This window comes from Bradyrhizobium sp. OAE829 (assembly GCF_040546575.1).
Taxonomy (GTDB): Bacteria; Pseudomonadota; Alphaproteobacteria; order Rhizobiales; family Xanthobacteraceae; genus Bradyrhizobium.
Window position 1 is genome coordinate 8,031,346 of sequence record NZ_JBEPOE010000001.1, and the last position, 25,715, is coordinate 8,057,060.

Below are 25,715 nucleotides of genomic sequence, written 5' to 3' on the forward strand. Positions count from 1 at the left end.
GCCCTCAAAGCCGAATTGATCGGATCGTGCACTATGCCACGGTACCGTGCATTCTTGGCGTCAGGATGATGTCATCCGGCCGCGTTTTTCAACGGTTCGCGATGCTCCGCAGGCATCCTAACTTTTGAAAAACTCAAGGGCGACGTGCTCGACGTCCGACCACGAATGCGCCAGGTGGACGGCGCCGGCATCGCGCAGCTTGAGATCATGGCCTTCGCGAATATGACTGGCCGCGCATAGCCCCACGACGGTCATGCCAGCGGCAACCGCCGCCCTGATCCCGCTGGCGCTGTCCTCGATCACAAGACATTGCTCCGGACTCACGCCCAATTTGTCGGCAGTGAACAGAAAGATGTCCGGATGCGGCTTTCCTCGCGCGACCATATCGGCACTGAAAACATGACTGCCGAATTCCGCTTCCAGCGCCAATACTGAAAGGCATAGCTGCAGCCGATCCATCGAACTGGACGAGGCGATGCACCGGGGCAGGTGGGAAAAACGCCGGATGAAATCCGACGCGCCACTCACTTCCTTCAAATCTGTCCGGAACCGCTCGAAGGTGGCAAGCTTGAGCTGGTTGGAGAAATCCGCAGGTAGCGGTTTTCCAATTGCCGCTTCGATCTCAGCCACGGCTTCATCCCACCTCCGGCCGGAATAGCGCGCAAGCGCCTGGTCGAGCGTTGTTGAATGACCGAGGCTGGTGACCGTTTCCGCCAGAACGGTATTGGCGATCGCCTCGCTGTCAGCGATGACGCCGTCAAAGTCGAAAATCAATGCGCCCACGATTATCAATTCCAGGAAGGGATCGAGATTCGCAGGTTAGCATGCGGTCCCGCATGAATTGGACTGAGGTGACCGGAAGCAGTCGAACACTTTCTGTTGCCGTGTGTATCACCGGAGGCTCGGGCAGTGGGCCGCGCCTAGCGCTTGGCGGCACCGCTCCCGGCCTTGCAGCGCAGATACGGCTTGCCGTCGATCTTGATGGTGCCGTTCGGGCCGGGGGCGAGCTTGACGGTGGTTTTCCGCGGCTCGACGCCCTTGTTGAAATAATCCCAGAATTCAAAGCAGGTGACCGAGAGATTGATGCCGTCTCCGACCACGGTCTTGCGGTCGATCCGGCAGTGATTTTCATATTGGTCGACCATCGGCGCGGGCTTGCTGCCGATCGGTTTGCTCATGTCGATGAGCGTCTTGCTGTCGGGGCCTTCCTTGTTGCGGCAGTCCTTCGCCGTCCTGGCCCAGAGCCCATCAAAATTCGCCGCGGCTTGCGACGCAGGCGTCGCAGCTTGCGACGCCGGGGTGACAAGGGCGAAAGCGAGCGCGATGCCCGCCATGGTGATGACATTCCGCATGGGACCTGTTCCCCAAGACGATGATGCCTGAGATCGCGATCCCTGGCATCACAGCTTCCGGATGTTTTCGAAGATTATTTGACCGAGACGAACGGCACCGCGGAGCCGGGCACCATCGTGGTCGGCAGCACGCCGTTCCAGCGCTCGGCCTGCACCAGGGTGACGAGGTTCGGGTTGGTGCCGAGCGCCTTGGCGCGGGCTTCGATCGCGGCGGCTTCGGCTTCACCGGTCAGCTTGATGTTGGTGGCGCGGGCTTCGCCGTTCAGCCGCAGCGCGTCGGCGGAGGCCTGGGCTTCGGCGCGGACGGCGTTGGCCTTGGCGTTGGCTTGCGTGACGGTGATCTGAGCCTGAACCTTCTCGCGCTCGGCGTTCTGCTGCAGCTTCTGAACCTCGACTTCGGCCAGCATGCGCTGCTCGATCGAATGCAGATAGGTCGAGCTGAACTCGATGTTCTCGAGCTGCACGCTCTCGACGATGATCATCGGATCATCCTTGAGCGAAGCGGTAATGGCGTCCCTGATCGCGTTGTTGAGGGCGCCGCGCTCCTGAATGGCTTTCACCGCGGTATAGCGGCCGAATACGATCTTGACCTGCTGGTTGACGGCAGGGCTGACCACCTGATTGACCGCCGCCTGCAGCCGGCCGAATTTGGCGTAGAGGTCGGTTACTTTTTCCGGCGATGCCCGCAGCGTGACGCTGATCTTGAGATCGGCGGGCTGCTGGTCGTAGGAATAGGAATTCATCTTGTCCCAGGAGAAGGTCGTGGTCTTGACGCTGACCTTCTCGACGCTGTCAATCAGCGGGATCTTGAAGCCGAGGCCCGGCTGTGCGGTGCCGATGACCGCGCCATAGCGCAGCAGCACGCCGCGCTCGGTCTGATCGACGGTGTACCAGCTTCCGGCTGCAATCAGGCCGACGACGATGACGGCAGCAACGGCGCCGATAATGCCCCTGTACATTTCTAAATCTCCTGTGGCTGAACATGAGTGTTCAAACCACGCAACGTCTAAGGCCTCATCCGGAATTGGATGTGATGCACGTCACTTCGTCTCCCGGAGCGCAGGGTTGGTTCAGATCGGAAAGGAGGATTTGGCAGGCGAGGGCCGACCACAGGCGAGCCAGGCGGCGAGTGCGACATTGGGCCTGGGATCGACCAGCCTCGTCGGCGTCGGCGGCACCCAGAACGCGAGGGCGTGGACGCAATATCGCGTAGCAAGATTCGAATTGATGCGAGTTTGACGAATGCCAATTTGTTGATTGCGGGCTTGTCGTATCAGGTCGCGTACCTCCGCTTTCGGCGGAACTGCGGACGTGTTGGGCTAGCCAATGGTTGGCCCCGGTCGCGCATGACCCGGAGTCGCATGGCTCCAAGTCCGTTGATTGAAACATGCCATCCTACGTCTCGGGCGCAGCCGGCGGGCGGTATGGACTAGCGACGTCCTGCTCGTTTTAGTTCGGCGACCTGACGCTTCTCCCCGGCCAGCTTCCCCCCGGCGAGCAGGCCGCTGCAAAGCCAGCGGGCTTCTCGTTCTACCATGCCCAAAAACTGTCTGGTGTCCTTGCACTCCGCGTAGGTTTTGTAGGTGAGTGTGTCCGTGCACGTTGGCGAGTAAGTTCCAAATATCCCCGCCGAATAGCTGCATCCAACCCAGGGGGCGTTACCGGATTTGAAGCTTGTTTCGCAACCACCGTTGCAACTGCTGCTGGCTCTCTCAAGCTTGGCAATCTTCCCTAATACTGAATCTGGCGCAGCCGATGGCGTGCGAGCGGTTAGCGTATGAGCGGTTGGCGATGTCCGGCGAGATGCACCTGCTGCCTGCCTCGGCAGCTGCGTCGGCCTTGGCCTTGCCACCTGCTTCGGCGCTTCGACCGTGATGCTAGGAAGCGGGGTGGCGGGGCCTGCGGTTTGCGACATTGCCGTACTGCTCGGGCCGAGCAACAATACAGTTGACAGGATAGCGACAGCTGAGGGCGCGACACAGCCTGACGACAATCTCATGACGTGTCCTTCCAAATCCGGGACGGACATCGTCCCGATATGTGCACGGTACCATACATTCCGAATTGCGCTACCGAGGGTTGAAGAAATATCTGCCGATGACTCGGCCAGGAGAACGCTGACCGCTCACTTGAAGCCGTTGCGATGTCTGCTTTTTGGGCACTTAGCTTCATTTCGCTACGACGCGGAATTTGCTCCGCGATTAGCGCATGGCGGACCCCACAAGCCGTCCGCTCGGTGATTTGAGGGTTCACGGCCCGGGCGGGCTATTCCACAACGCATTCCAGAACATGGAAAGCCCGGCCACCAGCATAATGCCGTCCATCAGCAGGCGAAACATCTGGGGCTGCAGGTGCAGCACGAAGCGCTTGGCGATGAAGGCGCCGAACATCAGCGAGGAGCCGGCAACCAGGCCTTTCAGCGCAACATCTGATGTCAGCGCGCCGAAGCGTTCGAAGGTGACTGATTTGCTCAAGTAGAGTCCGAGCGAACTTGCAGCTTCGGTGGCGAGGAACGCGCCCTTGTTCAGCCCGTAAAACAGAAACAGCGGCACGCTGAGCGGGCCGGTCGATACCACGATGCCCGTGAGATAGCCGATCACGGCGCCGCCGACGGCCAGATGCCAGAGCCGCGCTTTAAGCTGGTGGCGGTCAAGCCAATGCCGCACAGGCACCATCGCGATCAGAAACAGCCCGATCGCGATATCGACGGCGTGCGACGGCAAAGCCAGCAGCGTCCGGGCGCCGAGTGCCGCAGCCGGAATGCCGGTGACCGAATAAGCGAGGCAGGCGCGCCAGTCGACCTCACGCCACCATGCCAGGATACGCGACAGGTTCGCCATCACGGCCGCCACCGCCATGATCGGCACGGCTTCCTTCGGCCCGTATTGATAGATCAGCACCGGCATCAGCATGATCGAGGAGCCAGTGCCGACGATGCCGCTGATGGTGCCGGCGAGAAGCCCGACCGTGAGGACGAAGAGGAAACCCAAGACTTGCTCCCAAGACTTGCTCCCAAGACTCGCTCCGAAGACTTGCTCCGCGACTCGGGCGGGACCGGAACGCTAGCAACTTTCGCAACGCAGCGGCAACGCACCCCGATCACGTTTGGCGGCGCCTTGCCGGAAGGCATCGGCGTGCTTGCTGCTGACACAATGCTGGCAGCAGCCAGCGGTTATGAACTTCGCGCCAGATCATTCGGATGGGAACAGATCGTGCCAATCAAGGGAAGCTGCCATTGCGGCCAGACGCAATTCGAGGTGGACGAGATGCCGGCCGACGTGACCCGCTGCACCTGTTCGCTGTGTTCGAAGCGCGGCGCGCTGTGGGCCTATTACACACCCGCGCAATTTCGCCTGACCTCGCCGCCGGAGAATGTCGCCACTTACCAGTGGGGCAGCCGAACCATCAAACATCATTTCTGCGCCAATTGCGGCTGCGGGACCTATGGGGAATCGCCGGATTGGTCGACCGGCAAGCCGGACTTCGAAAATCCCAAGGTCGGCGTCAATGCCCGGCTGTTCGATGATGTCGACCTCGACGCGGTGCCGGTGACGGTCATCGACGGCAAGAACCTCTGGTGAGCGACGACGACCTCTGGAAGCGAGGCGGGGCTATGCCGCGTAAAGCTCGATCGGGGCATCGAATCCCTTGAGCTGAAACGTCTTCGAATGACTCGCCTGCAAATCCGGCCGGGCGCGCTGATAGACCTCCTGCGTCACGAGAATCTGGTCGGCTTCGGCGACCGACTGCGCGCGGGAGGCGGTGTTGACGACGGTGCCGATGGCGGTGAGGTCGCGGTGTGACCGGCCGAATTCGCCAAAACTGAGTTCGCCGGCGTGAATGCCGATGCCGATCCCGAGGTCGCCGGCGTTCAGGCCGAGCGCGGCTGCAAGGCCGTCGCGCCGTTCGCGCCAGTTGTTCTGGATATCGCGCGCCGCGAGCAGGGCATTGCGAACGTGGTCGTCGCGCCGCAACGGAAAATTGAAGACGGCCATGACGGCGTCGCCGATCGTCTTGTTGAGGAGCCCCTCATGCCGCCAGATCGCGTCGGCGCATTCATCGTAGAAGGCATCGAGCAGGCCCGACACGGCCTCCGGTGATTTCGACTGGGACAGGCTGGTATAGCCGCGCAGATCGGCAAACATCACGGTCGCGTCGATGGTGATCTTGCGGGCTCGCATCACCTTCGTGAACATCAGCTCGCAGATGGTGCAGGTGTTGGGGTTCATTCGGCTCGGGCGAACGCCAAATGCCCGGAACGGCACCGAGATTACCCCGCGGAGCGGCACGGGCATGTGCATCTGCTCCCAGCAGCCCTTGCAGAAGCGCGAATGTTGCAGCGCCGCCATCCTTCACCATGCGTCGTGGAAGTGGGCAGGTCTGTTGATCCTACAGTTGGGGGCGGACACCAGCAAGGCAGGATGCGGGTTTCGCGCGTGCCGGACCCGGCTGGCGGTTGCGGGCAAAGCGTTTTCCAGCGAAGTGGGCAACCGGTTCGCGTCAAGAAAACGTGTCAAATCGAGAATCTAGAGCCCCGTTCCGATTTCATCGGAACGGGAAAGGCTCTAGGATCGCCTCAAATCAACAAAACGGAGGATCGCCATGGACGCCGTGACGCCGAAACATTCAGAGACCGCAGACACGCATTCGCATCTCGTTCGCCCGGCCGACATGGAGTGGCAGAAGACCCGTTTCCCCGGTTGCGAAGCCAAGACGCTGCTGTTCGATCGCAAGACCGGCCTGATGACCGCGCTGATGCGGTTTCAACCCGGCGCGGTGCTGCCCGACCACGAACATGTCAACATCGAGCAGACCTACGTGCTCGAAGGCAGCCTGGTCGACAAGGAGGGGCCGGCAAAGGGCATCGTATGCAAGGCCGGCGAATACATCTGGCGCGAGCAGGGCAGCCGTCACGTCGCCTGGTGCCCCGAGGGCGGGCTGATGCTTGCGATCTTCCAGGTCCCGAACAAGTTCTTCGAGGCCGACGGCCGCGTCGTCGACGCCGCGGGCGAGGACTGGGACCAGATCTGGGGTCATACGAAGAAGGGCTGAGATCCGGCCAGGGCGCCGCTCACACCGCAGCACTCAGGGTCCGGCGGCGCGAAATCATTTCATCTCTTGCAGCAGCTTGCGTGCATCAGCCAGCAAGGCCTCAATCTCCTTGCGCTCGGCAGTTGCGGCCTTTGTGAAGAGGCCGTGCTTGCGCGCGTTCTGGTTTCCCCTTGGCGCGCCGGATTCCGGCGCACCGCCATGCATGCGGCAGCGCCTTTTGCCGCGCACCGCCGGCGAGCGGCATGATCCGCCGGAACGGATTTTTGCCCCGCAACGCGGGCTCGCCAGCATTGGGCGGGTGTTGGGGCAGCTATTGCTCACGCCTACGGTCGGCGTTTGGCGTTGAGGCAATCGTGCTCCCGTGTTCGACGATGGGGCGTCGAGTCCTTCACGGACGCGGGACTCTTCTCCGAAACGATCACGCTCGCGTGCTGCGTGACGTTGCCGACGATCGCCTTGCCACCATCTCCGACCGACACGTTCTGCACGGTGACGGCAGGCTCGCCCTTGTTGCGATAGCGGGTGAGCGCCTCGATCTGGGCGGGGAACGTGCGGGCCAGCCTGCCCAATGCGCGCACGGCGCTGTCTTGCTGGACGATGTCTTCCGCGTTTGCGAGGTGATAGGCACTTCGCATCGCCAGCACATGGACGGACACCATCTGCGCTACCAGCATGGCTTCGATGGAATCCCTCGGCTTGATACTTTCCATCATTGAAATCATGAAGGCGAGCTTGGCCGGGTCGGGCTGCCGCCCGTTCACGCTGGCTTTCAGCAATTGTTGCAGGATGCCATGCATCGCGTCGCGATCGGCGACCCCCAACGCGTCTGCCATCAGCCGTTCGGCAAATTCGGGATCGGGATGGTCGATGGACACTCCGCTTGTCGAGATTATTAGCCGTGGGCCTGCGGCAGACTTGGGTTGACAGGATGCGGGCATTGCCGTGGGCTTGTTGAGTTCTGGAGGTGTGTCCACGTCGATGTCTCCTCGAGCACGCGCATTAGACGCGCGCGGTTTGGCAATGCCCGGGCGGTCGTCCGCCGCGCGAGCCGGTGCAACTTCAATTGTCGAAAGGATTTTTTGCCTGCAATAGCGCCTGATAGCGCTGGCTGGATAGGCCAAAAGCATTCTGCAGGATGCGGGATGATGGATACGTGCCGGTGATTTGCCCGACGTGTCAAAAGGTTTTTGCAGGCACGCTCGGGGCCTCCATGCTGGCGACCGTTGCTTTCTTTGCATGGGGTTGTTTTCGATATTTTAGTTGAGAGCGGGAACCGCGCCATGTGTGGGTTCCGCCGCGGCGACCGTCAAGGCGGCCTTTACCATGGCGCAGGTCAGCGGTTCCCGGCAGCCGGGTTAAGACTTTGCTCAGGACTGATTGGCTACCGTGCAACCACAAATTGCCGGTGTGCCAGGGGGACTATGTCGCTTTTCAATGCTTCCGATCGGATTTCGCCCGACTGCGATCGGCAGGCGATGGTGGTCCGGCTGACGCCGCTGCTGTATGTCGCGACGCTGTTCGTCTCGGCGCTGCTCTTGTTCTCGATCCAGCCGATGTTCGCCAAGATGGTGCTGCCGAAACTCGGCGGCGCGCCCGCGGTGTGGTCGGTGGCGATGGTGTTTTTCCAGACCGTGCTGCTCAGCGGCTATGCCTACGCGCATCTGCTGAACCATGTGCTTGCGCCGCGTTGGGCTGCAATGTTCCACCTTGCGCTGCTCGGCGCCACCGCGACCATGCTGCCGATCGCGATCGCCTCTGGATGGGGTCTTCCGCCATCGGATGGGACGGCGCTCTGGCTGTTCGGCCTGTTCGCGGTCTCGATAGGCCTGCCATTCTTCACGCTGTCGGCCAGCGCGCCGCTGCTGCAAAGCTGGTTCGCAGGCAGCGGGCACAGCCGGGCCGGCAATCCCTACGTTCTCTACGCCGCGTCCAACCTTGGTTCGTTCGCGGCACTGTTCGCCTATCCCGTCGTCATCGAACCGTTTCTCACTCTAAAGACGCAAGCTGCGGCGTGGTCGATCGGCTTTGCGCTGCTCGCCATGCTCCTGAGCCTGGTCGCGGTGTTGACGTCGCGCGCGAAGCCTGTCGCCGCAAAGGTCGAGGTTTCCGACGATATCGGCGCGAGTACCGGCGAGCGGATGCGGTGGATCGCTCTCGCCGCCGTGCCATCGGGGCTCGTCATCGCGGTCACTGCCTATCTGACGACCGATATCGCCGCCGCACCATTCCTGTGGGTGGTGCCGCTTGCGATTTACCTGCTGACCTTCGTCGCCGTGTTCCGTGAGCGGCCATGGATCGCCCACGCCAAGGTGGTGCGCTTCGTTCCGTTCGCGGTGGCGCCGCTCGCGGTCAGCCTGATCGGCGGTGAGAAGGTGTTCTGGCTGACGACCATCGCCCTCAACCTCGTGGTCTTCGCGCTGCTGACGCTGATGTGCCACGGCGAACTTTACGCGCGGCGGCCGAGCCCGCGGCGGTTGACGGAGTTCTATCTCTGCACGTCCCTTGGCGGGGTGATCGGTGGCGCCTTTGCGGGACTCGTCGCGCCGCAGATCTTCAATGGCAATTACGAATATCCGATCCTGATCGCGCTCGCGCTGTTGTGCACGCCCGGCATTTTTACCGGAGGCTTCCGCAAGGCGCTGACCGGCGCGTTGCCATGGCTTGCGATCAGCGCAGCGCTGGCGCTGGTCTGGTACGTCACGCGCTATCAGCCGCCGGCGACATGGGAACTGGCTTTCCAGGTTCTGCTGGCGCTGCTGGCCGCGGCGATGCTGTTTCAGCGGCAACGGCCGATGCGCTTCGTCGGGCTCGTGATCCTGAGTTTTGCGGTGACCGCCATGTGGCGGCCCGGCATTGCGCCGATCGAAACCGCGCGCAGTTTCTTCGGCGTCCACAAGGTCGCGGAGATCAACGGCGGCAGTGCCCGCTTGCTCTACCACGGCACCACAATTCATGGCGCGCAGCGGTTGCGCAACGATGATGGCACGCCGGTCACCGGCCCGCTCTTGCCACAGACCTATTACTATCCGGGCGGTCCGTACGCGGAGGCCATCGGCGCCGCGCCGTGCCGCGCGGGGCAGCCTCGACCATGTGGCCGTCGTGGGCCTCGGTACCGGCACGCTGGCCTGTCATCGCAAGGGCAGGGAGCGCTGGACCTTCTTCGAGATCGATCCCGAAGTGATCCGGATCGCGCGCGATCCGCGTCGTTTCGAGTTCCTGTCGAAATGCGCCCCCGATGCGCCTATTGTCGCCGGCGACGCGCGCCTGACGCTGGAGGCATCGACCGACCGCTATGATCTGATCGTGCTCGATGCGTTCTCGTCGGATGCGATTCCGGTGCATCTGCTGACGCGCGAAGCGGTTGCGGGTTATCTTTCAAAGCTCACGCCGCATGGTGTGATCGTGGTGCATATCTCCAACCGGTACTTCGATCTCGCGCCCGTTGTGGGTAACGTCGCGCAATCGCTTGGGCTTGTCGCCTACCTGCGGGAAGACACCAGCGCCGGCGATCTGCTGACCACGATGAAAGCCAATGCGCGCCTCGTCGTCCTGGCGCGCGATGCGGTCGCCACCGGCAGCATTGCCGCAAGCTGGACGCCGTTGCAGCCGGACCGGTCGAGCGCGCTGTGGACCGACGATTATTCCAATATTCTCGGCGTCATGCTGCACAAGAGATTGGGCGGGTAACGCCGCAGGTAGCCGTCAAGACCTGGACCAGAGCGCGAGCCGCGTGTTCAGGCGTCGCAATGGCACGAGGAAGGTGACGAGTTCGACGAAATGATTGGCGCCCGGCAGGCGAAACATCCAGCCGATGAAGGCCGGGATGCCGCCGAGATGCTCGAGCGCGCGCCCGAACGCGGCGATGCCGACGGCATCGAGATCGGGATCGCTGCTGACATAAACGATGCGCTGGCGCTCGAGGCTTGGACGCGCGGGTGCTACCTCGATCGTCAGCCCGTCGGCGGCGCGCCGCATCAGCCAGGCCCACGCCTTGGCGTCGCGACCGGAGTCAGGAAAATGCAGCGTCGCCGTGCGCGCGATATAGGGACGGCGCCGAAAGCGCCAGTCGCGGACCTCGGCACGATAACGCTCCCAGTCTTCCGGCATGGCGAGTGCGATATGGGCGCGGTTGTACCAGGCGGCGAAAATGCCGTCGAACACCAGAAACATGATCGGCAGCGACCATGCCTCGCTCGAAGCCACCAGGATCGCGAGCGCCGCCATCACCAGTGCCGACGTCAGCTGCATCGGATTGGCAATCGATGCGTAGGGGCCACTGGTCACGACGCGTTTCGGTGGATCGTAGGGGATCGGCGTTCCCCGGCCGACCAACGCGAATTCATGCGCGGCGGCCCAGCCGATCAGCAGCGATGGCAGTCCGATCAGGAGCGCCACGATCCATCGCCACGGTGTGGCCTGCGCAAGCGCGTCGATGTAGTCGCGCCCCTCCCATGCGAGCACACACGCCGGGAGCACGAGCAGCATGTAGCCGCCCCAACCGAGCGCATGGAAACAGGTCCGCAACACGGGAAAGCGGTCGGCTTCCGTCAAGCGGGCAAGCATCAGCGCCGGAAGCAGCGCGAAGACGACGGCGACGATTTCGCCAATCAGCCAGTTGTCACCGAGCACCACCAGAGGCTTGAGAAGCGGCATGGATATGATGTCGGCGGCGACCAGACCGGCGATCACGAGTGGCATCGGCAATTTGCGTGAGGCGAGCACCGCGATCGGTCCCCACCAGATCGCCCACCCGATCCAGAGATCGACCGGCAGACCGAGGACGGATGCGGCATCCGGTTGAAACCGCCACCAGCCCGCTTGCTGGGCGAACCAATTGAGCAACAGAAGCGCCGGCAATTGCCAGAGGCCGCCCAGCATCGCCGCGGTCGCCTGCCGCGGCGAGCATCGGACCAACACCAGCATCAGCATGGCCGCGAGGGCTGGCCCGATGAGGAGGGCGGTTCTTGCCAGCGCGACGAATCCCGAGCTGTCAGCCACGGCGGCGTTCCCCGTAAAGCCAGCCGATCGCGACCGATGAGGCCAGCAAAGCCGGTACGGCAAGGATCATCGGCGCGAGCCACGGGCCCGAAAAGGTGCCGATGGCGCAGCCGGCCACCGTCAATCGCTTGGCCAGCCGCGAGATCAAGGCGGGAGGGTCTGGCGCGAAGGCCAATGTAATGCCGAGCAGCGCTGGAAAGAGGACCGTCAGCGCCATCCGCTCAAGCGGCCAGGCATGCTGATTGATCAGCAGTGAACTGCCGGCACACACCACGACCACGAATGAGAGGGCCTGCGCCCAGCGGTTGCGCCACTGCGGCCGCAGCGGCATCGACCCATAGGGATAATCCGGACCGGTCTGGGCAGGCGGCATGGCAATCACGACCTCCGCGAGAGCCTAGCCGCAAAGCCCTAATGAAGTTTAGGAAACTTGGCTTCAAATGGAAGCAATGCGGCGTTGGCCGTCTACTTCAGCACGATCCACGCTGGCGCATGATCGCTGGCGCCTTCTTCGCCTCGGATCTGGCGGTCGACACCGGCTTTCATCAAGCGCGGCGCGAGCACGGGGCTCAGCAGGAGATGATCGAGCCGCAGCCCGGCGTCGCGCGGCCAGCGGTTACGCTTGTAGTCCCAGAACGTGAACATCTGACTTGACGGGTGCAGGGTGCGGATCGCGTCGGTCCAGCCTTGCGCCGTCAGCGTCTTGAACGCCGCGCGGCTTTTCGGCTGGATCAGCGCGTCCTTGTCCCACGATTTGGTCGGATAGATATCCAGTTCGGTCGGCGCGACATTGTAGTCGCCGGCCAGCACCACGGGGATGTCCTGCTTGATGAATTTCGCGGCATGCGAGCGCAACCGTTTGAACCAGTCGAGCTTGTAGTCGAATTTTGGCCCGGGCTGCGGATTGCCGTTCGGCAGGTAGAGACTGGTGACGATGATGCCGCTGACGGCGGCTTCGATGTAGCGCGCCTCGTCATCCCCGGGGCCGCCGGGCAGGGCGGTCCGCGTCAGCACCGGCTCGGCGTTGCGCGCCAGGATGGCGACACCGTTCCAGGTCTTCTGGCCGCGCCACACCGCGCCATAGCCGGCCTTCTCGATTGCAGCAGCCGGAAAATCGGCGTCGGCCGATTTCAACTCCTGCAACGCGACGACATCGGGTTTTGCCGAACGCAGCCAGCGCAGCAAATTGGGCAGGCGGCGATTGACGTTGTTGATGTTGAAGGTCGCGATCTTCATGCCTGACAGGAATTGTCAGGTCGGCAGTGGAGGCGGGGCCTGAGCTGGCGCCGCGGCGGGTTCTGCGGTCGCGGGCACTGGTTCGATTGCCGGTGGTGTTGACGCCGTTACCGGCGGCGGCTCCGCCTTTGCGTCGCCGCCCTTGTAAACTCGCGCGTAACGCTTGCCGAGGCTGGTCAGCACTTCATAGCCGATGGTGCCGAAATGGTGGGCGAGTTCATCGACCGTGATGCCTTCGCCGAGCAGCGTCACCATGTGGCCACGCCGCACCGCGTTCTTTTCCAGATCGGTGACATCGACCGCCATCAGGTCCATCGAGACGCGACCCGCGATCGGGCAGCGCTTGCCGGCGACCACCACCTCGGCGCCGCGGCTGCCGTCATTCGAACTGGCGGCGCGGAAATATCCGTCGGCATAGCCTGCGGAGACGATCGCGACCCGCGTCGGCCGCCGCGCGGTCCAGGTGCCGCCATAACCGACGGTCTCGCCCTTTTCCAGATTGCGGATCTGCACGATGCGCGCCTTCAATTCGACCACCGGCTGCATCGGGTTGTCGGCTTCCGGTGTCGGGTTGATGCCGTAGACGGCGGCGCCCGGCCGCACCAGTTCGAACTGGAACTGGGGGCCCAAGAAAACGCCTGACGAATTCGCCAGCGACGCCGGCACACCGGCAAAAAGGCTCGCGATTTCGCGGAAGGTCGTGAGCTGCTTGGCGTTGAGCGGGTTGTTGAGGAGTTCGGCGGAGGCGAGGTGGCTCATCACAAGCGTGATGCCGTGATCGCCGGCATTGATGCGCGGAATGATACCTTGCGCCTCGGTCACTGTCAGGCCGAGCCGGTTCATGCCGGTGTCGATGTGAATGGCCGCCCCGCCGGACCAGCCGGAGCGGCGGCAGAATACGTCCCATTCAGCGAGTTCGTTGAGATCGCCGATCACGGGCTTGCAATCGAGCTTGGCGTAGGCGTCGCCGGTGTTCTGGAAGAAGCCGTCGAGCGTATAGATCGTGGCCGTCGGCAGAGCCCCGCGGAGCACGCGCGCTTCTTCGAGGGTTGCGACGAAGAATGTCTTGCAGCCGGCGTTGGCCAACGCGCGCCCGACCTGTTCAGCGCCGCAGCCATAGGCGTCCGCTTTCACCACGCCGGCGCATTCGGCCGGCACGGCGGTCTTTTCGAGCTTGCGCCAGTTGGCGACGATGGCGTCGAGATCGACGGTCAGCACGCCGGTGGCACTCGCCAGCGCGGCGGCCTGGTTCGCCTCGGCCGAGAGCAGGGTGCTGGTCGGGATGGATTTGGGGTCGGATGCGATGTTCATGCCGCATTTTACGCGGGCCAACGCCATGGTTCAACCGCGCAGAAGGCAGGACTGGGGCACTGGTCGGTCCTGATTGATCAGAACCGATCGCGCTCCAGATTTTTGTTTTGACGTGTTTCCTTCACGCGAACCTGGCAGCACCCCGGATCAAGTCCGATGCTTCGCTGGAAACCGCGCTTAGGGCCCGCGGTAGGGTAGATTATCCCCTTCGGCGAAATCGCTGAACCGCGTGAACTGCCCCTCGAATTGCAGTTGGACCGTACCCGTCGGTCCGTGGCGCTGCTTGGCGATGATGACCTCGGCCTTGCCGTGAGCGAGCTCCATGTCGAGCTTCCATTTCTCGTGCTCGGGCGTACCGATCTTGGGTTCCTTGTTCTGCAAATAGTATTCTTCGCGGTACACGAAAATCACGACGTCGGCGTCCTGTTCGATCGAGCCGGATTCGCGCAAGTCGGCCAATTGCGGGTGCTTGTCGTCGCGGCTTTCGACCTGGCGCGACAGCTGCGACAGCGCGATCACAGGGATATTGAGCTCCTTGGCGAGCGCCTTCAGGCTGGTGGTGATTTCCGTGACTTCCTGGACGCGGTTGTCATTGCCTTTCTTGCCGGAACCCTGCAGCAGCTGGATGTAGTCGACCACGATGATGTCGAGGCCCTTCTGCCGCTTCAGCCGCCGCGCGCGGGCCGTCAATTGCGAGATCGAAAGGCCGCCCGTTTCGTCGACGAACAGCGGCAAGTGCTCGAGCTTGATGGTGTAGTCGCGGATCCTGTCGAATTCGTCCTGTTTGATCCCGCCGCGGCGGATCATGCTGGACGCAATGCCGGTTTGCTCGGCCAGAATACGGGTGGCGAGCTGCTCGGCGGACATTTCGCAGGAGAAGAAGCCGACAACGCCGCCATTGACCGCCTTCATGGTGCCGTCGGCCTGGACTTCCGGCTGGTACGCCTCGGCGATGTTGTAGGCGATATTGGTGGCAAGCGCGGTCTTGCCCATGCCGGGACGTCCGGCGACGATGATCAAGTCCGACCGCTGCAGGCCGCCCATCTTGGAGTCGAGATCGCGGAGGCCAGTTGAAATGCCGGACAATTTTCCGTCGCGCTGATAGGCGTTGGCCGCCATATCGAGCGCGGTCTTCATCGCCTGCGCGAAACGCTGGAAGCCACCGTCGTAGCGGCCGGACTCCGCCAGCTCGTAAAGCTGGCGTTCGGCGTCCTCGATCTGCGCGCGCGGGGCAAAATCCACCGGCGCATCGAACGCGACGTTGACCATGTCCTCGCCGATCCGGATCAGATCGCGGCGCAGAGACATGTCATAGATCGTTCGGCCGTAGTCCTGCGCGTTGATGATGGTGGTGGCCTCGGCCGCGACACGGGCGAGGTATTGTCCAACCGTCATGCCGCCAATGTCGGTCTCGGCAGGCAGGAAGGTTTTCAACGTGACGGGCGTCGCAACCTTGCCCATCCGGATCAGGCTGCTGGCGGTCTCGTAGATCGCCTGATGGATCGGTTCGAAGAAGTGTTTTGGCTCGAGGAAGTCCGAAACCCGATAGAACGCGTCGTTGTTCACCAGGATCGCGCCCAGCAGACTCTGTTCGGCTTCGATATTGTGCGGCGCACTCCGATAGGCCGGAGTTCCCGCGTCGGGGGCAAGTTTCAGAACGTTCGAATCAGTCAGCGCCATGCTCGGAATTGTTCTTCGGATTTGGGTCGGTATTTGGGATGCCGGATTTGGGGTGGCGATAAAGCGCTCCCCTTGTGCCGAGCGGAAGTACCTACATGCCTTATGCCCGATTCACACAAGCGAGATGTGAATCCCCGTCGGTCGTTGCGGCGTTGCACTTGACGGATTTTGGCCAAAGCCGTGCGACGGCCGCTCGGTACCGCCGCATTCACGAAAATGTTTGGAAAGCTGTTAGGGCCGCCTGAACCTTCTCGCCAGTTGGACAGACCTAACCAGGTTGCGGAGGTCATCCGGCCGCGATGTTAGCGATTGATCAAGCCAGGATGAGAAAGATCAACGCGATCAAGGCCGAGCCGATGCCAGTCGCGATCAAGGCGTAATCGACGATGAGATCGGCGCGAGGAACGAGCGAGGTTGAGTAGGTTTTCTGGGCCATTCAGTAGTTTTACGGCAATCAGCCGGCGAACTCTGTGAACCAGATCACATCCGAGGGGGGTTCTGGCCGGCATCCTGGTCGAGGAATTCGGGAACGGGTTTTAGGCTTTCGGGTTGGTTAAGAGACGGGATCAAGGAAAAGACGATGGGTCAGCAGCTCGGTACATGGCGATCAGGAGGCGACCAGCGCGCTTGGTTGTCGATGCTGATCGACACCATGGAACTCGTCGCGCGCCCGGAATCGCGTGCGGTGCCCTGCGATATAAAGGTATTGGATGCTCTGCGCGCGCAACTCGCTCGCCCGGCAACTGCCGGAATAGCCTACGGCTCGGACTACAGCTTCCGAAACTAAGACATTCAGCTCAAAATCCGACTACTCGCCCGCGATTTGCAGCCGCGGCGGCTTGCCCGTTTCGATCCCGCGCAGCCGCGCCTCTTCACGCGCGATGTAGTCGCGCGTCATCGGGACGATGCCCTGGCGCTTGGCGAGCTGGATCTGGAAATTCATCAGGTTCTGCTTGCGGAACGACATCTCCGACGCCGCCAGGTAGAATTCCCACATTCGGGCGAATCGTTCGTCGTAAAGCCGCACGGCCTCTTCGCGCCGCGCCATGAAACGCTCGCGCCAGGCTTTCAGCGTCTCCGCATAGTGCAGCCGAAGGATTTCGATGTCGCAGACCAGAAGCCCGGCACTCTCGATCGCCGGCGCCACTTCGGACATCGCGGGGATGTAACCACCCGGGAAAATATACTTGGTGATCCAGGGGCTGGTTACGTCGGGGCCCGTCGAGCGGCCGATGGAATGCAGCACCATGATCCCGTCGTCGCTGAGCAACTCGGCGCATCGCTTGAAGAAGGTTTCATAAAACCCGACGCCGACATGCTCGAACATCCCGACCGACACGATCCGGTCGAACGGACCGGGAATGTCGCGGTAGTCGCTGAGCAGGAATTTCGCCTGATGGCCCAGCTTTTTCTCCCCGGCACGGGCGTTCGCGACCTGTAATTGCTCGGTCGAGAGCGTAATGCCGGTAACATCGGCGCCGGTCATCTCGGCCAGATAGAGCCCAAGCCCGCCCCAGCCCGAGCCGATGTCGAGCACGCGGTCGCCGCGCCCGATTCGGAGCTTGGCGGCGAGGTGGCGCTTCTTGGCCAACTGGGCATCATCGAGCGTGGCATCCGGCGTCTCGAAATAGGCGCAGCTATATTGCTTGTCGGCGTCCAGGAAGAGCGAATAGAGCCGCCCGTCGAGGTCATAATGATGCGCGACATTGTTTCGTGACCGGCCGCGCCAGTTGAACTGACTGATGTGCCGGGCGAGATAGCGCATCCACCATTGCAGCCGGGCCCATTGCGGCACCATGGCCGGTTGATCGAGCAGGATCGCCAGCGCGTCGGCGATCGAACCGCTTTCGACCACGAACGTGCCGTCCATAAAGGCTTCGCCCAGCGCCAGTTCGGGATTGAGCAGGATCCGCCGTTCGGTGCGCGGGCTCAGGAACCTGGCCGATACCGGCCGCCCGGTGCCGTCGCCGCAGGTAAAAGTGGTCCCGCTCGCGGCCGTGAATGTCATCGTGCCGCGGCGGATGAACTGTCCCAGGAAATAACGCAACAAACGATCCATCAAAGCACCAATGGAACGACCGGCCCGTTACAACCGACGCACGGGAACGAAGGTTCCAATGTGCGTCAAGCAGATCATAATCCTCATCAGCCCGACGGGCTAGGGCGTTGTAGTCAAAGCGGATATTCCCAAATGTGGAGATCACGCAGTTGCGTCACAAGTGAGCTTCCATTCGCAGGATAATCGGCTAAAAGGTGACCGCCGTCGGCCGTGTTGCGCGACGCTGGAAGCGATTCCAATTGGAGAAGCAGGGAATGTTGAGCCGAGCGCTCAGTCTGGCGACGGTGATGCTTCTGGTTGGCTGTCTCACGGCCCGGGCTGAAAACCTGGAGGCCGGCAAGACCCCTTCCCAGATCTTCTCGGGTACCTGCAACGCCTGCCACAAGAGCCCTCGCGGCCTTTTGAAGAGCGTGTCGCCGTCGTCGCTGCCCGGCTTCCTGCGCCAGCACTACACCACCAGCAGCGAGATGGCCGGGGTGCTGGCCTCGTTCCTGATCTCGAACGGCGCGGCCGACGCACGATTTCAGAGCAAGGATCAGCCGAAGACCGATGCGGCAAAGGGCGCCAAGCAAGAGGCTGCCAGGCCGGATCAGCCCGACCGATTCGGCCGTCGGCAACATCCCGCCGCCACGCAAGAGGCGTCCCGGCCCGACGCCGACGGGCTCACGCCGCAAGGCCCTGGACGCGACGGCAAGCGGCGGCCGGGCCAGCCGCCCGATGCCGCAAGGCCCGCCGATGGCCAGACGCCGCAGGCCGCGACCGACAGCAAAACGGGCGCCAAGCAGAAGCTCGGCAAGCGCGGCAAGCCTACGGAAGAGCCGCCGAAACCGGACGAGGCGGCCAAGGAAGAAGCCAAGCGCGAAACCGCCAAGGTGGATGCCGGCGAAAAGCCTGAAGCCGCCAAGCCGGCCGGAGAGGGGACCTCTGACTCGAGCAAGTCTGAAACAGGCAAGTCTGAAACAGGCAAATCTGAAGCAGGAAAGCCTGAATCAGCCAAGTCCGAGACCGCCAAGGTCGATGCGCCCAGGGAAACCGGCGGCAGCGAACCAACGCCGCTGCGGCCTGATCCAGTCCCGCCGGTCACGCCCGCGCCGGCGGCCGCCGCACCGCCCCCCAGCGGTACATCAGAATCAGCCGCGATCCCGAGAGAGCCAGCCGCCATCCCGAGTCTGTCGGCGCCCGCCGCAGCAACTGCGCCGGCCACTCCGTCCGAGGTGACGGCATCTGCGCCGCCTCCAGCGCCGGTTGCGCCGGCGGGGCCGCCCGCACCGCCCATCTCCCAGTAACGCCGCGTTCCAACAACGCACGCCGGTAACGTTCGCGACGGAAGGCTCGCGAGCGGACTTGCTCAATCGCCTCTAGAGTGTTACTCTAGAGCAATGATCTAACCGGCGAGGTTTGGCGTGGTGACCACGGCGCGAGAGGATCTACTGGCGGCGGGATTGGCGGTGTTCGACCGCGACGGCTTCGAGGGCGCAACCGTGGCCGCCATTCGAACCCGGGCGCGGGCGTCCAACGGCAGCTTCTTCCATTTCTTCGGATCGAAGAAGGAGCTGGCCGGCACGCTGTTCCTGGAAATCCTCGGCCGCTATCACGCCGCGGTACTCGCTGCGATCGACGAATCCTGCGGCGCCCGGCAAGGCGTGGCGCGCTTGATCCATACGCATCTTGACTGGGTCGTGAACAACCGGCGCGAGGCGCGCTATCTGTTCGAGATTTCGCGCAGCGAATGGACCGAAGAAATCCGTGGTGCGCAGCGCGCGCAGAATTCGCGTCTCGCCGAGGCCGTCGAGCGCTGGCGCGCGCCGCTGATCGCGCGAGGCGAATTGCTGCCGATGACGGCGACCTTGTTCTTCAGCCAGATCATCGGACCTGCGCAGATCTTCTGTCGCGCCTGGCTGTCCGGCCGCGACCGCGCCGATCCCAGGGAACAGACCGACATCCTGATCGCCTGCGCCACCCGTGCGGTGGTCGCCATTGATGCCGGCCACAGAACAGGAGAGACCCCATGATCGCCAATACCGATCCGGAGTTCGCGCCGATCGCGACCCGCATCCGCGACAATGTCGGCCGCCAGGGTTTTATGAACCATATCGGCGCCGAACTGTCCGAACTGACGCGCGGCGGGTGCACGCTTGCAGTCGACCGCCGGCCGGAGCTGTTGCAGCAGCACGGCCTGTTCCACGGCGGTGTCACGGCGTTCCTGGTCGACAACGCAACCACCATCGCGGCGGCGACCTCGCGCGGCCAGCCGGCGCTCACGGCGGAATATAAATTGAACTTGCTGTCGCCGGCGGTGGGCGAGCGGCTAATCTGCCGGGCGCGGGTGATCAAGCCCGGACGTCAGGTCGCGGTGGTCGCGGCCGATGTCTATTGCCTCACCGACGGCGTCGAAAAGCACACCGCAACGGCGCTCGCCTCGATCGCGATGCTCGACGAGAAAGCGGCGGCACGAATCCCAAGCCCGGCCTGATCGGCCGGGCTTGGTTCTCACATAAACAGACGCGCGATAAAGAGAGGCCGCGCGTTACTTCTCGGTCGCAGCCGGGGCCGGCGCTTCGTCGTCGTGGTGGGCTTCCGGATCGAAGAACTCGCCGGCGGCGGCCAGCGCCTCGGCGGCGGCGTCCTGATCTTCCTGACGGCTCGAGATGTCTTCGCCGCGGTTGATGCGCTCGGCTTCATCGGCGCTGCGTGCAACTGTGACGCTGACGCTGACTTCGACTTCGGGGTGCACGGCGATGGCGATCGAGTGCTTGCCGATGGTCTTGATCGGCGCGTCCAGCATGACCTGGCTGCGGCTGATGATGACGCCGTCGGCCTCGAAGGAAGCGATGATGTCGCGCACGCTGACCGAACCGAACAATTGGCCGGTTTCGGAGGCCTGGCGCAGCACGACGACGTTGCGGTCGTTGATCTTCTCCGCGACCTTGGTGGCTTCGCCCTTGGCCTTGAGGTTGTTGGCCTCGAGCTCGGCCTTCATGCCGTCGAACTTGGCGCGATTGTCCGACGTTGCGCGCAGCGCCTTGCCGCGCTTGAGCAGAAAGTTGCGGGCAAATCCGTCCCTGACTTTGACGACTTCGCCCATCTGACCGAGCTTGGCGACGCGTTCCAGCAAAATGACTTCCATATTCGTTCTCCTTTTGAAGTGGTGATGATCCGATTGAGTGGATGGGTGGAATGGTTAGGCTGCAGGCACCGGCGGCGGTCTGCCGCGCATGAAGCGTTGGCGAAATCCGAATACCGCGTCGGCGAGGCCAAGCACGACCATCGCCAATACCGGCCAGCCGAACACCACGACGACGGCATAGGCGCAGGACAGCCAGAATGCGCGGCCGTTCAGCGCCAGTGTCAACGTATGGAGCACGGCAAAGCCGATGATGGCGTAAGCCATCAGCAGTGCCGTCGCTGTGATCTGCGCGAACAATGCGGGAAGCCCGCCGACGAAACAGAACGCCAGTGCGACCGACAACGCGACCAGCGTCATCGGCGGCAGCTCCGCGCTCTTCAGGTCCGGCCACGGCCGGTGCAGGCGGCCGGAGGTCGCGGTGATCTTGCCGGCGAGCCAGAGATTGAGGGTCAGCGTCATCATGGCGACGATCGCGGCGGCCGGCGGCGCGATGATTGCGAGCGCGCTGACCCACCGCTCGGTGTCGCCTGATGGCGCAGCATTGCGAGGTGTCAGGATTCGCATCAGGCCGCGTTTCAGTGACGCCGTAATCGCCTCGGCGTCGCTGCCGAGCGTCAGCATGGCGGTGATCGTGGTCAGCATCGCAAAGCCTGCAATCCACAGCAGGATGCGGCCGACCGGATACCATTCCATGGCAGGCGCGGCAGGCGGGGCGCCGTTGCCTGCTTCCTCGGCGGGCAGCGGCCGTCCGAGCAGCGCGAGATGGCCGAGCCACCAGGCGGGCAGGGCGACGGTGACGACAAAGGCGATGCAGTAGGGCAGGCCGAACATCAGCCCGAGGCCCGAAGCCGCGGCGATGCCGCCGATCGTCGCCGCAAGCGGTCCCCATCCAAGGGCGGCCACCATCAGCGGCAGCGGGGCCAGATAGAACAGCAGCAATGAGATCAGCGCGCCCGAGATGATCGAGGCGAACATCAGCGCCGACGCAGAGCCGGCCGCAAGCGCAATGAGTATGATCACGATCATCAGCTGTCCCGCCCCTTTCGAGCGGTTAGAGGTCTTTCGACCCCAACCATCGGCGACCGGACGACCCGGAAGCCTTATGAAAAGTCGCTGGTCGGCGGCACGGATGCCACCGACCGAAATCGTCTTAGCGAATAACGTAGGGCAGCAAGCCGAGGAACCGCGAGCGCTTGATGGCGCGGGCGAGTTCACGCTGCTTCTTGGCGGAGACGGCGGTGATGCGGCTCGGCACGATCTTGCCGCGCTCGGAAACGTAACGCATCAGCAGCTTGGAATCCTTGTAGTCGATCTTCGGCGCATTCGGACCCGTGAACGGGCAGGTCTTGCGGCGACGGAAAAACGGACGGCGTGCACCAGCTTCAGCCATGATTCTTACTCCTCAACCGCTGCGTCTTCATCGCGCGGACGGCGCGGGCCACGGTCGCCACGGAAGCCGCCGCCTTCACGGTCGCCACGGAAGCCGCCTTCGCGGTCACCACGGAAACCACCACCACGGTCGTCGCGTTCGCGATCGCGATCGGCCTTGCGCATCATGGCTGACGGACCTTCCTCGTGCTCTTCGACGCGGACGGTGAGATAGCGGATGACGTCTTCAGAGATCCGCTCCTGGCGCTCGATCTCGGTGACCGCAGCGGAGGGCGCATCGATGTTCATCAGCACGAAATGTGCTTTGCGATTCTTGTTCATGCGATAGGTGAGGGAGCGTACGCCCCAGTTCTCGGTCTTGGTGATCTTGCCGCCGAGCCCTTCGACGATGCCCGTCATCTGGGTGGTCAGCTCTTCGACCTGCTGGGTGCTCGCATCCTGACGCGCGAGAAAAACATGCTCATAAAGAGGCATGGGTGTCCTTTCCTGTGTTGGCGCGGTTCCCGGCGGCAAGCCCTTCGAGACCTTCGGAAAGGACTCGATAATGCTCAGAAGGCGGAAGCACGGGACGACGGGCCAACTGGCCCTGCCACATCAAAATCGCCGAAAGGTGAGATTGCTGAGACCGTCCGTTCAGCTCCCGGCCGGGATCCACGGATGCGCGGTTTATAGAGATTTTGAGCCCGCTGGCAAGCGTTGATGCGGGGATTTGGCCGGTTGATGCCCTGGCCGACCGCCGCCTCCAAGGGCCAAATTGACATATTTGTTTGTATATCATACAAATAACGGACGAGAGGGCAAAATGGCTCCCAAAATGGTTTCCGAGTCCGCCGAAACCGCTCAGGCACTGGCCGGCGACCCCAAGCACGCCGTCCGCGCCACGCGTTCGGCCGGACGCCAGATGCGCTCCCGCCTGCTGGATGGCGCCAGCCGCCTGTTCAAGGAACGTGGCCTTTCCGGCACCTCGATTTCGGATATCGCCGCCGCTGCCGACGCGTTTCCGAGCCAGATCACCTATTACTTCCGCACCAAGGAAGCGCTGTTCGTCGAAACCGCCTGCCGCGACATGCTCTATCTGGCGCGCGCGACCGAGCAGGCGGCGCTGCAGGCGCATACACCGCGCGACTACACCCACGCGCTGGCCGAGACGGTGACGGCAACGGACTCGGTAGCCTTCTTCGCCGAAGCGTTGACGCTGACACGCCGCCGCCAGGATCTCGCGCCGCTGGTCGAGCGCACCATCGAGCGGCTGCACAGCGAAGGCGCACGGGCCTATGCCAGCCAGGTCGAGCGGCACGGCTGGCGATCGCTGCGCGCGCCGGAAGAAAGCTCGCGCAGGTTCTGGGCCGTTGCGATCGGCGTGATCGTGGAGGGCTACGCCATGGGCCGCGCGGCCGAGCAGATGCGCGGCGAGTTGCTGCGCTCGCTCGGCGAGCAGGCGACGACTTCGGCCGGCGACAGCACCCGCCTGCGCCTCGTCGGAAATCCCGCATCAGCTTCCGATTCATCCGAAGGGGAGACGTCGTCATGACCGCGCTTCGCATGCGTGCCCGTGATTTCCTGTCCGAGGATGAATTGATCGCCGTGCGCCGGCGCTCGACATGGAAAGGCGTTGCCCTGATCGCTCATGCCTGGGCATTGATCATTGGCTCGATCGCGCTGGTGGCGTGGTGGCCCAATCCGCTGACGTTTCTGCTGGCCGTCGGCATCATCGGCTCGCGACAGCTCGGGCTTGCGATCCTGATGCATGACGGCGCGCATGGCTGCCTGTCGGCCGACGAGAAAACCAATCTGACCCTGAGCCAGTGGTTCTGCGCCTATCCGGTGTTTGCCGAGACCCGCGCCTATCGCCGCTATCATCTGCAGCATCATGCGCGCACCCAGCAGGAGGATGATCCCGACCTTATTCTGTCGGCGCCGTTTCCGATCACGAAGGTGAGCTATCGCCGCAAATTCCTGCGCGATATCACCGGGCAGACTGGCTATCAGCAGCGCAAGGCGCAATTGCTCAACGCGCTCGGCCCGGCGGATTGGCCGCTGTCGAAGCGATCAGCCCATTTCTGGGAAAAGCTCGGTCCGCAATTCGCGGTCAACGTGGTGATGTTCGCTAGCCTTGCCGCTGCCGGCGTGTGGTGGGCCTATCCGCTGTTATGGCTGCTGCCGCTCTTCACCTGGCAGATGGTGATCACCCGCATCCGCAACATCGCCGAGCATGCCGTGGTGCCGGACAGCAGCGATCCCTTGCGCAACACCCGCACCACCCATGCCGGTTTCCTCGAGCGGCTGTTCATCGCGCCCTATTACGTGAACTATCACCTCGAGCATCATCTGCTGTTCTACGTGCCCTGCTACAACCTGCCGCGCGTTCACCGCATTCTCAGCCAAAGCCGGCATGCCGACCGCATGGAGGTGCAGCTGAACTATGCTGCCGTACTGCGCCTTGCGACCGCAAAGCCCAACCAGCAGGATCGCCCGGGCCAGCTCGTGAGCAGCGCGCGCCGTGCGCGGGCCGGGGCCGAGGTCGGCGGCGATCAGAAAGCCGGTGGTTTCTAAAGCGTGATGGCATTAAGTTCGATAGCCTGAATTTTTGAGGTAGTTGGCACATTCCTCTGAGGTGAAGGCATCGAGTGCGTAGCCGATTGCGGCGCAGACCGCGTCGACGGTTCGCGCGGCAGCTTTGCGGACCAGATGCTTGAGCTTGGCAAAGACCTGCTCGATCGGGTTCAGGTCAGGCGAGTATTTTGGCAGGAAGAAGAGTTTGGCGCCGACCGAACGGATGAGCTGGCGAACTGCTTTGCTCTTGTGGCTGCCGAGGTTATCCAAAACGACGATATCGCCGGGTCGAAGGATGGGCAGAAGAACCTTCTCGACATAGGTGCGAAAGCTCACGCCATCGATCGGCCCCTCGATAAACCATGGCGCATCGATCCGGTCATGGCGCAGGGCCGCCAGGAAGGTCATGGTCTTCCAGCGGCCGTGGGGAACCTTGGCGTGAAGCCTGCGCCCGCGCGGCGCCCATCCCCGCAAGGGAGCCATATCGGTCCGCGTCCAGGTCTCGTCGATGAAGACCAGTCGCTCAGCTTCGACGCGACCTTGATACTTTGTCCATTGGAGGCGCCGCCGCGCCACGTCGGGTCGATCGCGTTCGTCAGCCGCCACGCTTTTTTTTGAAGCTGAGCTTCTCGGCATGCACGAAGTCCCACACCGAGTGGTAGTCGACCTTCAGGCCGCGTCCGGCAAGCTCGGCAACGAGCCCTCGTATGGTGAAATCGCCGTCTTTGATCCGTTGCGACAGCCAAACCGCATGGTCTCCCGAAACTGCCTTCGGCTTATGACCACCCATCTGGCCCGGAGCAACGCTGCCAGTATCCTCGACCCGCTGCATCCAACCGATCGCTGTGCTGATCGCGACCCCAAACTGCTTGGCTGCCTGATTGCGGGACATCCCGCCCTCGATCGCGGACACGACACGCTTGCGAAGATCCAGAGAATAAGGCTTGCCCATCCATGC

Annotated in this window: 29 protein-coding genes; 10 read left to right on the plus strand and 19 right to left on the minus strand. The window is 63.1% G+C overall.

Annotation, left to right across the window (positions count from 1 at the left end):
* Positions 1–117: 117 nt before the first annotated feature.
* The 4 genes from ABIE49_RS38090 to ABIE49_RS38105 all read right to left on the minus strand — a co-directional run bounded on the left by ABIE49_RS38090 (position 118) and on the right by ABIE49_RS38105 (position 4,342).
* Entirely contained in the window at positions 118–783 is a 666-nt protein-coding gene (locus tag ABIE49_RS38090) for an HAD family hydrolase (RefSeq protein ID WP_192740674.1), read from the minus strand.
* Positions 784–920: 137 nt separating this feature from the next.
* Positions 921–1,352 carry a hypothetical protein gene (locus ABIE49_RS38095; protein ID WP_192740675.1) on the minus strand — a complete coding sequence of 144 codons (432 nt, stop codon included), beginning with the start codon at positions 1,350–1,352 and terminating at the stop codon, positions 921–923.
* A gap of 74 nt (positions 1,353–1,426) precedes the next feature.
* A complete protein-coding gene (locus tag ABIE49_RS38100) occupies positions 1,427–2,311 on the minus strand; it encodes a prohibitin family protein (protein WP_192740676.1) in 885 nt (294 codons plus the stop codon).
* A 1,290-nt stretch (positions 2,312–3,601) separates the two neighbouring features.
* Positions 3,602–4,342, minus strand: coding sequence for a sulfite exporter TauE/SafE family protein (locus tag ABIE49_RS38105; RefSeq protein ID WP_192740677.1), 741 nt, complete (start codon positions 4,340–4,342; stop codon positions 3,602–3,604).
* Positions 4,343–4,564: 222 nt separating this feature from the next.
* On the opposite strand from ABIE49_RS38105, the gene ABIE49_RS38110 reads away from it, so the two are divergent.
* Entirely contained in the window at positions 4,565–4,933 is a 369-nt protein-coding gene (locus tag ABIE49_RS38110; protein WP_192740678.1) for a GFA family protein, read from the plus strand.
* A gap of 30 nt (positions 4,934–4,963) precedes the next feature.
* On the opposite strand, the gene ABIE49_RS38115 is transcribed toward ABIE49_RS38110, so the two are convergent.
* Entirely contained in the window at positions 4,964–5,692 is a 729-nt protein-coding gene (locus ABIE49_RS38115; RefSeq protein ID WP_192740697.1) for an adenylate/guanylate cyclase domain-containing protein, read from the minus strand.
* 262 nt (positions 5,693–5,954) lie between these two features.
* Between ABIE49_RS38115 and ABIE49_RS38120 the strand changes: the two genes are divergently transcribed.
* Positions 5,955–6,404: a cupin domain-containing protein gene (locus ABIE49_RS38120; RefSeq protein WP_192740679.1), complete on the plus strand. Its 450-nt coding sequence runs from the start codon at positions 5,955–5,957 to the stop codon at positions 6,402–6,404.
* Between the two features lie 54 nt (positions 6,405–6,458).
* Here ABIE49_RS38120 and ABIE49_RS38125 read toward each other — a convergent pair whose 3' ends face one another.
* A complete protein-coding gene (locus tag ABIE49_RS38125) occupies positions 6,459–6,695 on the minus strand; it encodes an HGGxSTG domain-containing protein (protein WP_192740698.1) in 237 nt (78 codons plus the stop codon).
* Positions 6,696–6,727: 32 nt separating this feature from the next.
* Positions 6,728–7,531, minus strand: a complete 804-nt coding sequence (locus tag ABIE49_RS38130; protein ID WP_354067218.1) for a hypothetical protein — start codon at positions 7,529–7,531, stop codon at positions 6,728–6,730.
* 294 nt (positions 7,532–7,825) lie between these two features.
* On the opposite strand from ABIE49_RS38130, the gene ABIE49_RS38135 reads away from it, so the two are divergent.
* Together ABIE49_RS38135 and ABIE49_RS38140 are read left to right on the plus strand one after the other, a co-directional pair.
* Positions 7,826–9,700, plus strand: coding sequence for a class I SAM-dependent methyltransferase (locus ABIE49_RS38135; RefSeq protein WP_354067220.1), 1,875 nt, complete (start codon positions 7,826–7,828; stop codon positions 9,698–9,700).
* A complete protein-coding gene (locus ABIE49_RS38140; RefSeq protein ID WP_354067222.1) occupies positions 9,582–10,091 on the plus strand; it encodes a fused MFS/spermidine synthase in 510 nt (169 codons plus the stop codon). The genes ABIE49_RS38135 and ABIE49_RS38140 overlap by 119 nt, the downstream gene beginning before the upstream one ends.
* Positions 10,092–10,106: 15 nt before the next feature.
* Here the strand turns inward: ABIE49_RS38140 and ABIE49_RS38145 are convergent, their stop codons facing one another.
* The 6 genes from ABIE49_RS38145 to ABIE49_RS38170 all read right to left on the minus strand — a co-directional run bounded on the left by ABIE49_RS38145 (position 10,107) and on the right by ABIE49_RS38170 (position 16,065).
* The gene (locus ABIE49_RS38145) at positions 10,107–11,402 is read right to left on the minus strand and encodes a methyltransferase family protein (protein WP_192740681.1); all 1,296 of its coding nucleotides are present in this window, start codon (positions 11,400–11,402) and stop codon (positions 10,107–10,109) included.
* Complete coding sequence (locus ABIE49_RS38150) at positions 11,395–11,775, minus strand: hypothetical protein (RefSeq protein WP_192740682.1); 381 nt, start codon at positions 11,773–11,775, stop codon at positions 11,395–11,397. The genes ABIE49_RS38145 and ABIE49_RS38150 overlap by 8 nt, the downstream gene beginning before the upstream one ends.
* 92 nt (positions 11,776–11,867) lie before the next feature.
* Positions 11,868–12,638, minus strand: coding sequence for an exodeoxyribonuclease III (locus ABIE49_RS38155; RefSeq protein ID WP_192740683.1), 771 nt, complete (start codon positions 12,636–12,638; stop codon positions 11,868–11,870).
* A gap of 15 nt (positions 12,639–12,653) precedes the next feature.
* Positions 12,654–13,949 carry an alanine racemase gene (alr, locus tag ABIE49_RS38160; RefSeq protein ID WP_192740684.1) on the minus strand — a complete coding sequence of 432 codons (1,296 nt, stop codon included), beginning with the start codon at positions 13,947–13,949 and terminating at the stop codon, positions 12,654–12,656.
* Between the two features lie 177 nt (positions 13,950–14,126).
* A complete protein-coding gene (locus ABIE49_RS38165; protein ID WP_192740685.1) occupies positions 14,127–15,629 on the minus strand; it encodes a replicative DNA helicase in 1,503 nt (500 codons plus the stop codon).
* A 313-nt stretch (positions 15,630–15,942) separates the two neighbouring features.
* The gene (locus ABIE49_RS38170; RefSeq protein ID WP_283813416.1) at positions 15,943–16,065 is read right to left on the minus strand and encodes a hypothetical protein; all 123 of its coding nucleotides are present in this window, start codon (positions 16,063–16,065) and stop codon (positions 15,943–15,945) included.
* A gap of 144 nt (positions 16,066–16,209) precedes the next feature.
* On the opposite strand from ABIE49_RS38170, the gene ABIE49_RS38175 reads away from it, so the two are divergent.
* Entirely contained in the window at positions 16,210–16,416 is a 207-nt protein-coding gene (locus ABIE49_RS38175) for a transcriptional regulator (RefSeq protein ID WP_192740686.1), read from the plus strand.
* Positions 16,417–16,437: 21 nt separating this feature from the next.
* Here ABIE49_RS38175 and ABIE49_RS38180 read toward each other — a convergent pair whose 3' ends face one another.
* Positions 16,438–17,688 carry a cyclopropane fatty acid synthase gene (locus ABIE49_RS38180; protein ID WP_192740687.1) on the minus strand — a complete coding sequence of 417 codons (1,251 nt, stop codon included), beginning with the start codon at positions 17,686–17,688 and terminating at the stop codon, positions 16,438–16,440.
* Between the two features lie 254 nt (positions 17,689–17,942).
* Between ABIE49_RS38180 and ABIE49_RS38185 the strand changes: the two genes are divergently transcribed.
* The 3 genes from ABIE49_RS38185 to ABIE49_RS38195 all read left to right on the plus strand — a co-directional run bounded on the left by ABIE49_RS38185 (position 17,943) and on the right by ABIE49_RS38195 (position 20,161).
* Positions 17,943–18,974: a prolipoprotein diacylglyceryl transferase gene (locus ABIE49_RS38185; RefSeq protein WP_192740688.1), complete on the plus strand. Its 1,032-nt coding sequence runs from the start codon at positions 17,943–17,945 to the stop codon at positions 18,972–18,974.
* A 120-nt stretch (positions 18,975–19,094) separates the two neighbouring features.
* On the plus strand, positions 19,095–19,700 hold the full coding sequence (locus ABIE49_RS38190) for a TetR/AcrR family transcriptional regulator (protein WP_192740689.1): 606 nt from the start codon (positions 19,095–19,097) through the stop codon (positions 19,698–19,700).
* Positions 19,697–20,161 (plus strand): PaaI family thioesterase, encoded by a 465-nt coding sequence (locus tag ABIE49_RS38195; protein ID WP_192740690.1) that lies wholly within the window; start codon positions 19,697–19,699, stop codon positions 20,159–20,161. Before ABIE49_RS38190 ends, ABIE49_RS38195 begins: the two co-directional genes overlap by 4 nt.
* Before the next feature lie 54 nt (positions 20,162–20,215).
* Here ABIE49_RS38195 and rplI read toward each other — a convergent pair whose 3' ends face one another.
* The 4 genes from rplI to rpsF all read right to left on the minus strand — a co-directional run bounded on the left by rplI (position 20,216) and on the right by rpsF (position 22,678).
* Positions 20,216–20,815 (minus strand): 50S ribosomal protein L9, encoded by a 600-nt coding sequence (gene rplI / locus ABIE49_RS38200; RefSeq protein WP_192740691.1) that lies wholly within the window; start codon positions 20,813–20,815, stop codon positions 20,216–20,218.
* Between the two features lie 54 nt (positions 20,816–20,869).
* The gene (locus ABIE49_RS38205) at positions 20,870–21,841 is read right to left on the minus strand and encodes a hypothetical protein (protein ID WP_192740692.1); all 972 of its coding nucleotides are present in this window, start codon (positions 21,839–21,841) and stop codon (positions 20,870–20,872) included.
* Between the two features lie 124 nt (positions 21,842–21,965).
* Positions 21,966–22,205, minus strand: a complete 240-nt coding sequence (gene rpsR / locus ABIE49_RS38210; RefSeq protein ID WP_002711478.1) for a 30S ribosomal protein S18 — start codon at positions 22,203–22,205, stop codon at positions 21,966–21,968.
* A 5-nt stretch (positions 22,206–22,210) separates the two neighbouring features.
* Positions 22,211–22,678, minus strand: a complete 468-nt coding sequence (rpsF, locus tag ABIE49_RS38215; protein WP_192740693.1) for a 30S ribosomal protein S6 — start codon at positions 22,676–22,678, stop codon at positions 22,211–22,213.
* A gap of 328 nt (positions 22,679–23,006) precedes the next feature.
* On the opposite strand from rpsF, the gene ABIE49_RS38220 reads away from it, so the two are divergent.
* Both ABIE49_RS38220 and ABIE49_RS38225 read left to right on the plus strand, forming a co-directional pair.
* Entirely contained in the window at positions 23,007–23,735 is a 729-nt protein-coding gene (locus tag ABIE49_RS38220; RefSeq protein WP_354067230.1) for a TetR/AcrR family transcriptional regulator C-terminal domain-containing protein, read from the plus strand.
* Entirely contained in the window at positions 23,732–24,757 is a 1,026-nt protein-coding gene (locus ABIE49_RS38225) for a fatty acid desaturase family protein (protein ID WP_192740694.1), read from the plus strand. The genes ABIE49_RS38220 and ABIE49_RS38225 overlap by 4 nt, the downstream gene beginning before the upstream one ends.
* Before the next feature lie 12 nt (positions 24,758–24,769).
* Here the strand turns inward: ABIE49_RS38225 and ABIE49_RS38230 are convergent.
* Positions 24,770–25,709 (minus strand): IS630 family transposase gene (locus tag ABIE49_RS38230; protein WP_502915856.1). Its coding sequence is split into 2 segments (ribosomal slippage): positions 24,770–25,372 and positions 25,374–25,709, totalling 939 coding nucleotides; the frame shifts between segments, so codons are not numbered across the junction.
* Between the last annotated feature and the right edge of the window lie 6 nt (positions 25,710–25,715).

Coding starts and splice junctions, on each gene's coding strand:
- ABIE49_RS38180 (WP_192740687.1), bottom strand. CDS start 17,688: ATGGATCGTTTGTTGCGTTATTTCCTGGGACAGTTCATCCGCCGCGGC.
- alr (WP_192740684.1), bottom strand. CDS start 13,949: ATGAACATCGCATCCGACCCCAAATCCATCCCGACCAGCACCCTGCTC.
- ABIE49_RS38135 (WP_354067220.1), top strand. CDS start 7,826: ATGTCGCTTTTCAATGCTTCCGATCGGATTTCGCCCGACTGCGATCGG.
- ABIE49_RS38155 (WP_192740683.1), bottom strand. CDS start 12,638: ATGAAGATCGCGACCTTCAACATCAACAACGTCAATCGCCGCCTGCCC.
- ABIE49_RS38170 (WP_283813416.1), bottom strand. CDS start 16,065: ATGGCCCAGAAAACCTACTCAACCTCGCTCGTTCCTCGCGCCGATCTC.
- rpsF (WP_192740693.1), bottom strand. CDS start 22,678: ATGCCTCTTTATGAGCATGTTTTTCTCGCGCGTCAGGATGCGAGCACC.
- ABIE49_RS38225 (WP_192740694.1), top strand. CDS start 23,732: ATGACCGCGCTTCGCATGCGTGCCCGTGATTTCCTGTCCGAGGATGAA.
- ABIE49_RS38120 (WP_192740679.1), top strand. CDS start 5,955: ATGGACGCCGTGACGCCGAAACATTCAGAGACCGCAGACACGCATTCG.
- ABIE49_RS38125 (WP_192740698.1), bottom strand. CDS start 6,695: ATGCTGGCGAGCCCGCGTTGCGGGGCAAAAATCCGTTCCGGCGGATCA.
- ABIE49_RS38165 (WP_192740685.1), bottom strand. CDS start 15,629: ATGGCGCTGACTGATTCGAACGTTCTGAAACTTGCCCCCGACGCGGGA.
- ABIE49_RS38185 (WP_192740688.1), top strand. CDS start 17,943: ATGTTGAGCCGAGCGCTCAGTCTGGCGACGGTGATGCTTCTGGTTGGC.
- rplI (WP_192740691.1), bottom strand. CDS start 20,815: ATGGAAGTCATTTTGCTGGAACGCGTCGCCAAGCTCGGTCAGATGGGC.
- ABIE49_RS38100 (WP_192740676.1), bottom strand. CDS start 2,311: ATGTACAGGGGCATTATCGGCGCCGTTGCTGCCGTCATCGTCGTCGGC.
- rpsR (WP_002711478.1), bottom strand. CDS start 22,205: ATGGCTGAAGCTGGTGCACGCCGTCCGTTTTTCCGTCGCCGCAAGACC.
- ABIE49_RS38175 (WP_192740686.1), top strand. CDS start 16,210: ATGGGTCAGCAGCTCGGTACATGGCGATCAGGAGGCGACCAGCGCGCT.
- ABIE49_RS38150 (WP_192740682.1), bottom strand. CDS start 11,775: ATGCCGCCTGCCCAGACCGGTCCGGATTATCCCTATGGGTCGATGCCG.
- ABIE49_RS38195 (WP_192740690.1), top strand. CDS start 19,697: ATGATCGCCAATACCGATCCGGAGTTCGCGCCGATCGCGACCCGCATC.
- ABIE49_RS38095 (WP_192740675.1), bottom strand. CDS start 1,352: ATGCGGAATGTCATCACCATGGCGGGCATCGCGCTCGCTTTCGCCCTT.
- ABIE49_RS38220 (WP_354067230.1), top strand. CDS start 23,007: ATGGCTCCCAAAATGGTTTCCGAGTCCGCCGAAACCGCTCAGGCACTG.
- ABIE49_RS38205 (WP_192740692.1), bottom strand. CDS start 21,841: ATGATCGTGATCATACTCATTGCGCTTGCGGCCGGCTCTGCGTCGGCG.
- ABIE49_RS38130 (WP_354067218.1), bottom strand. CDS start 7,531: ATGCTTTTGGCCTATCCAGCCAGCGCTATCAGGCGCTATTGCAGGCAA.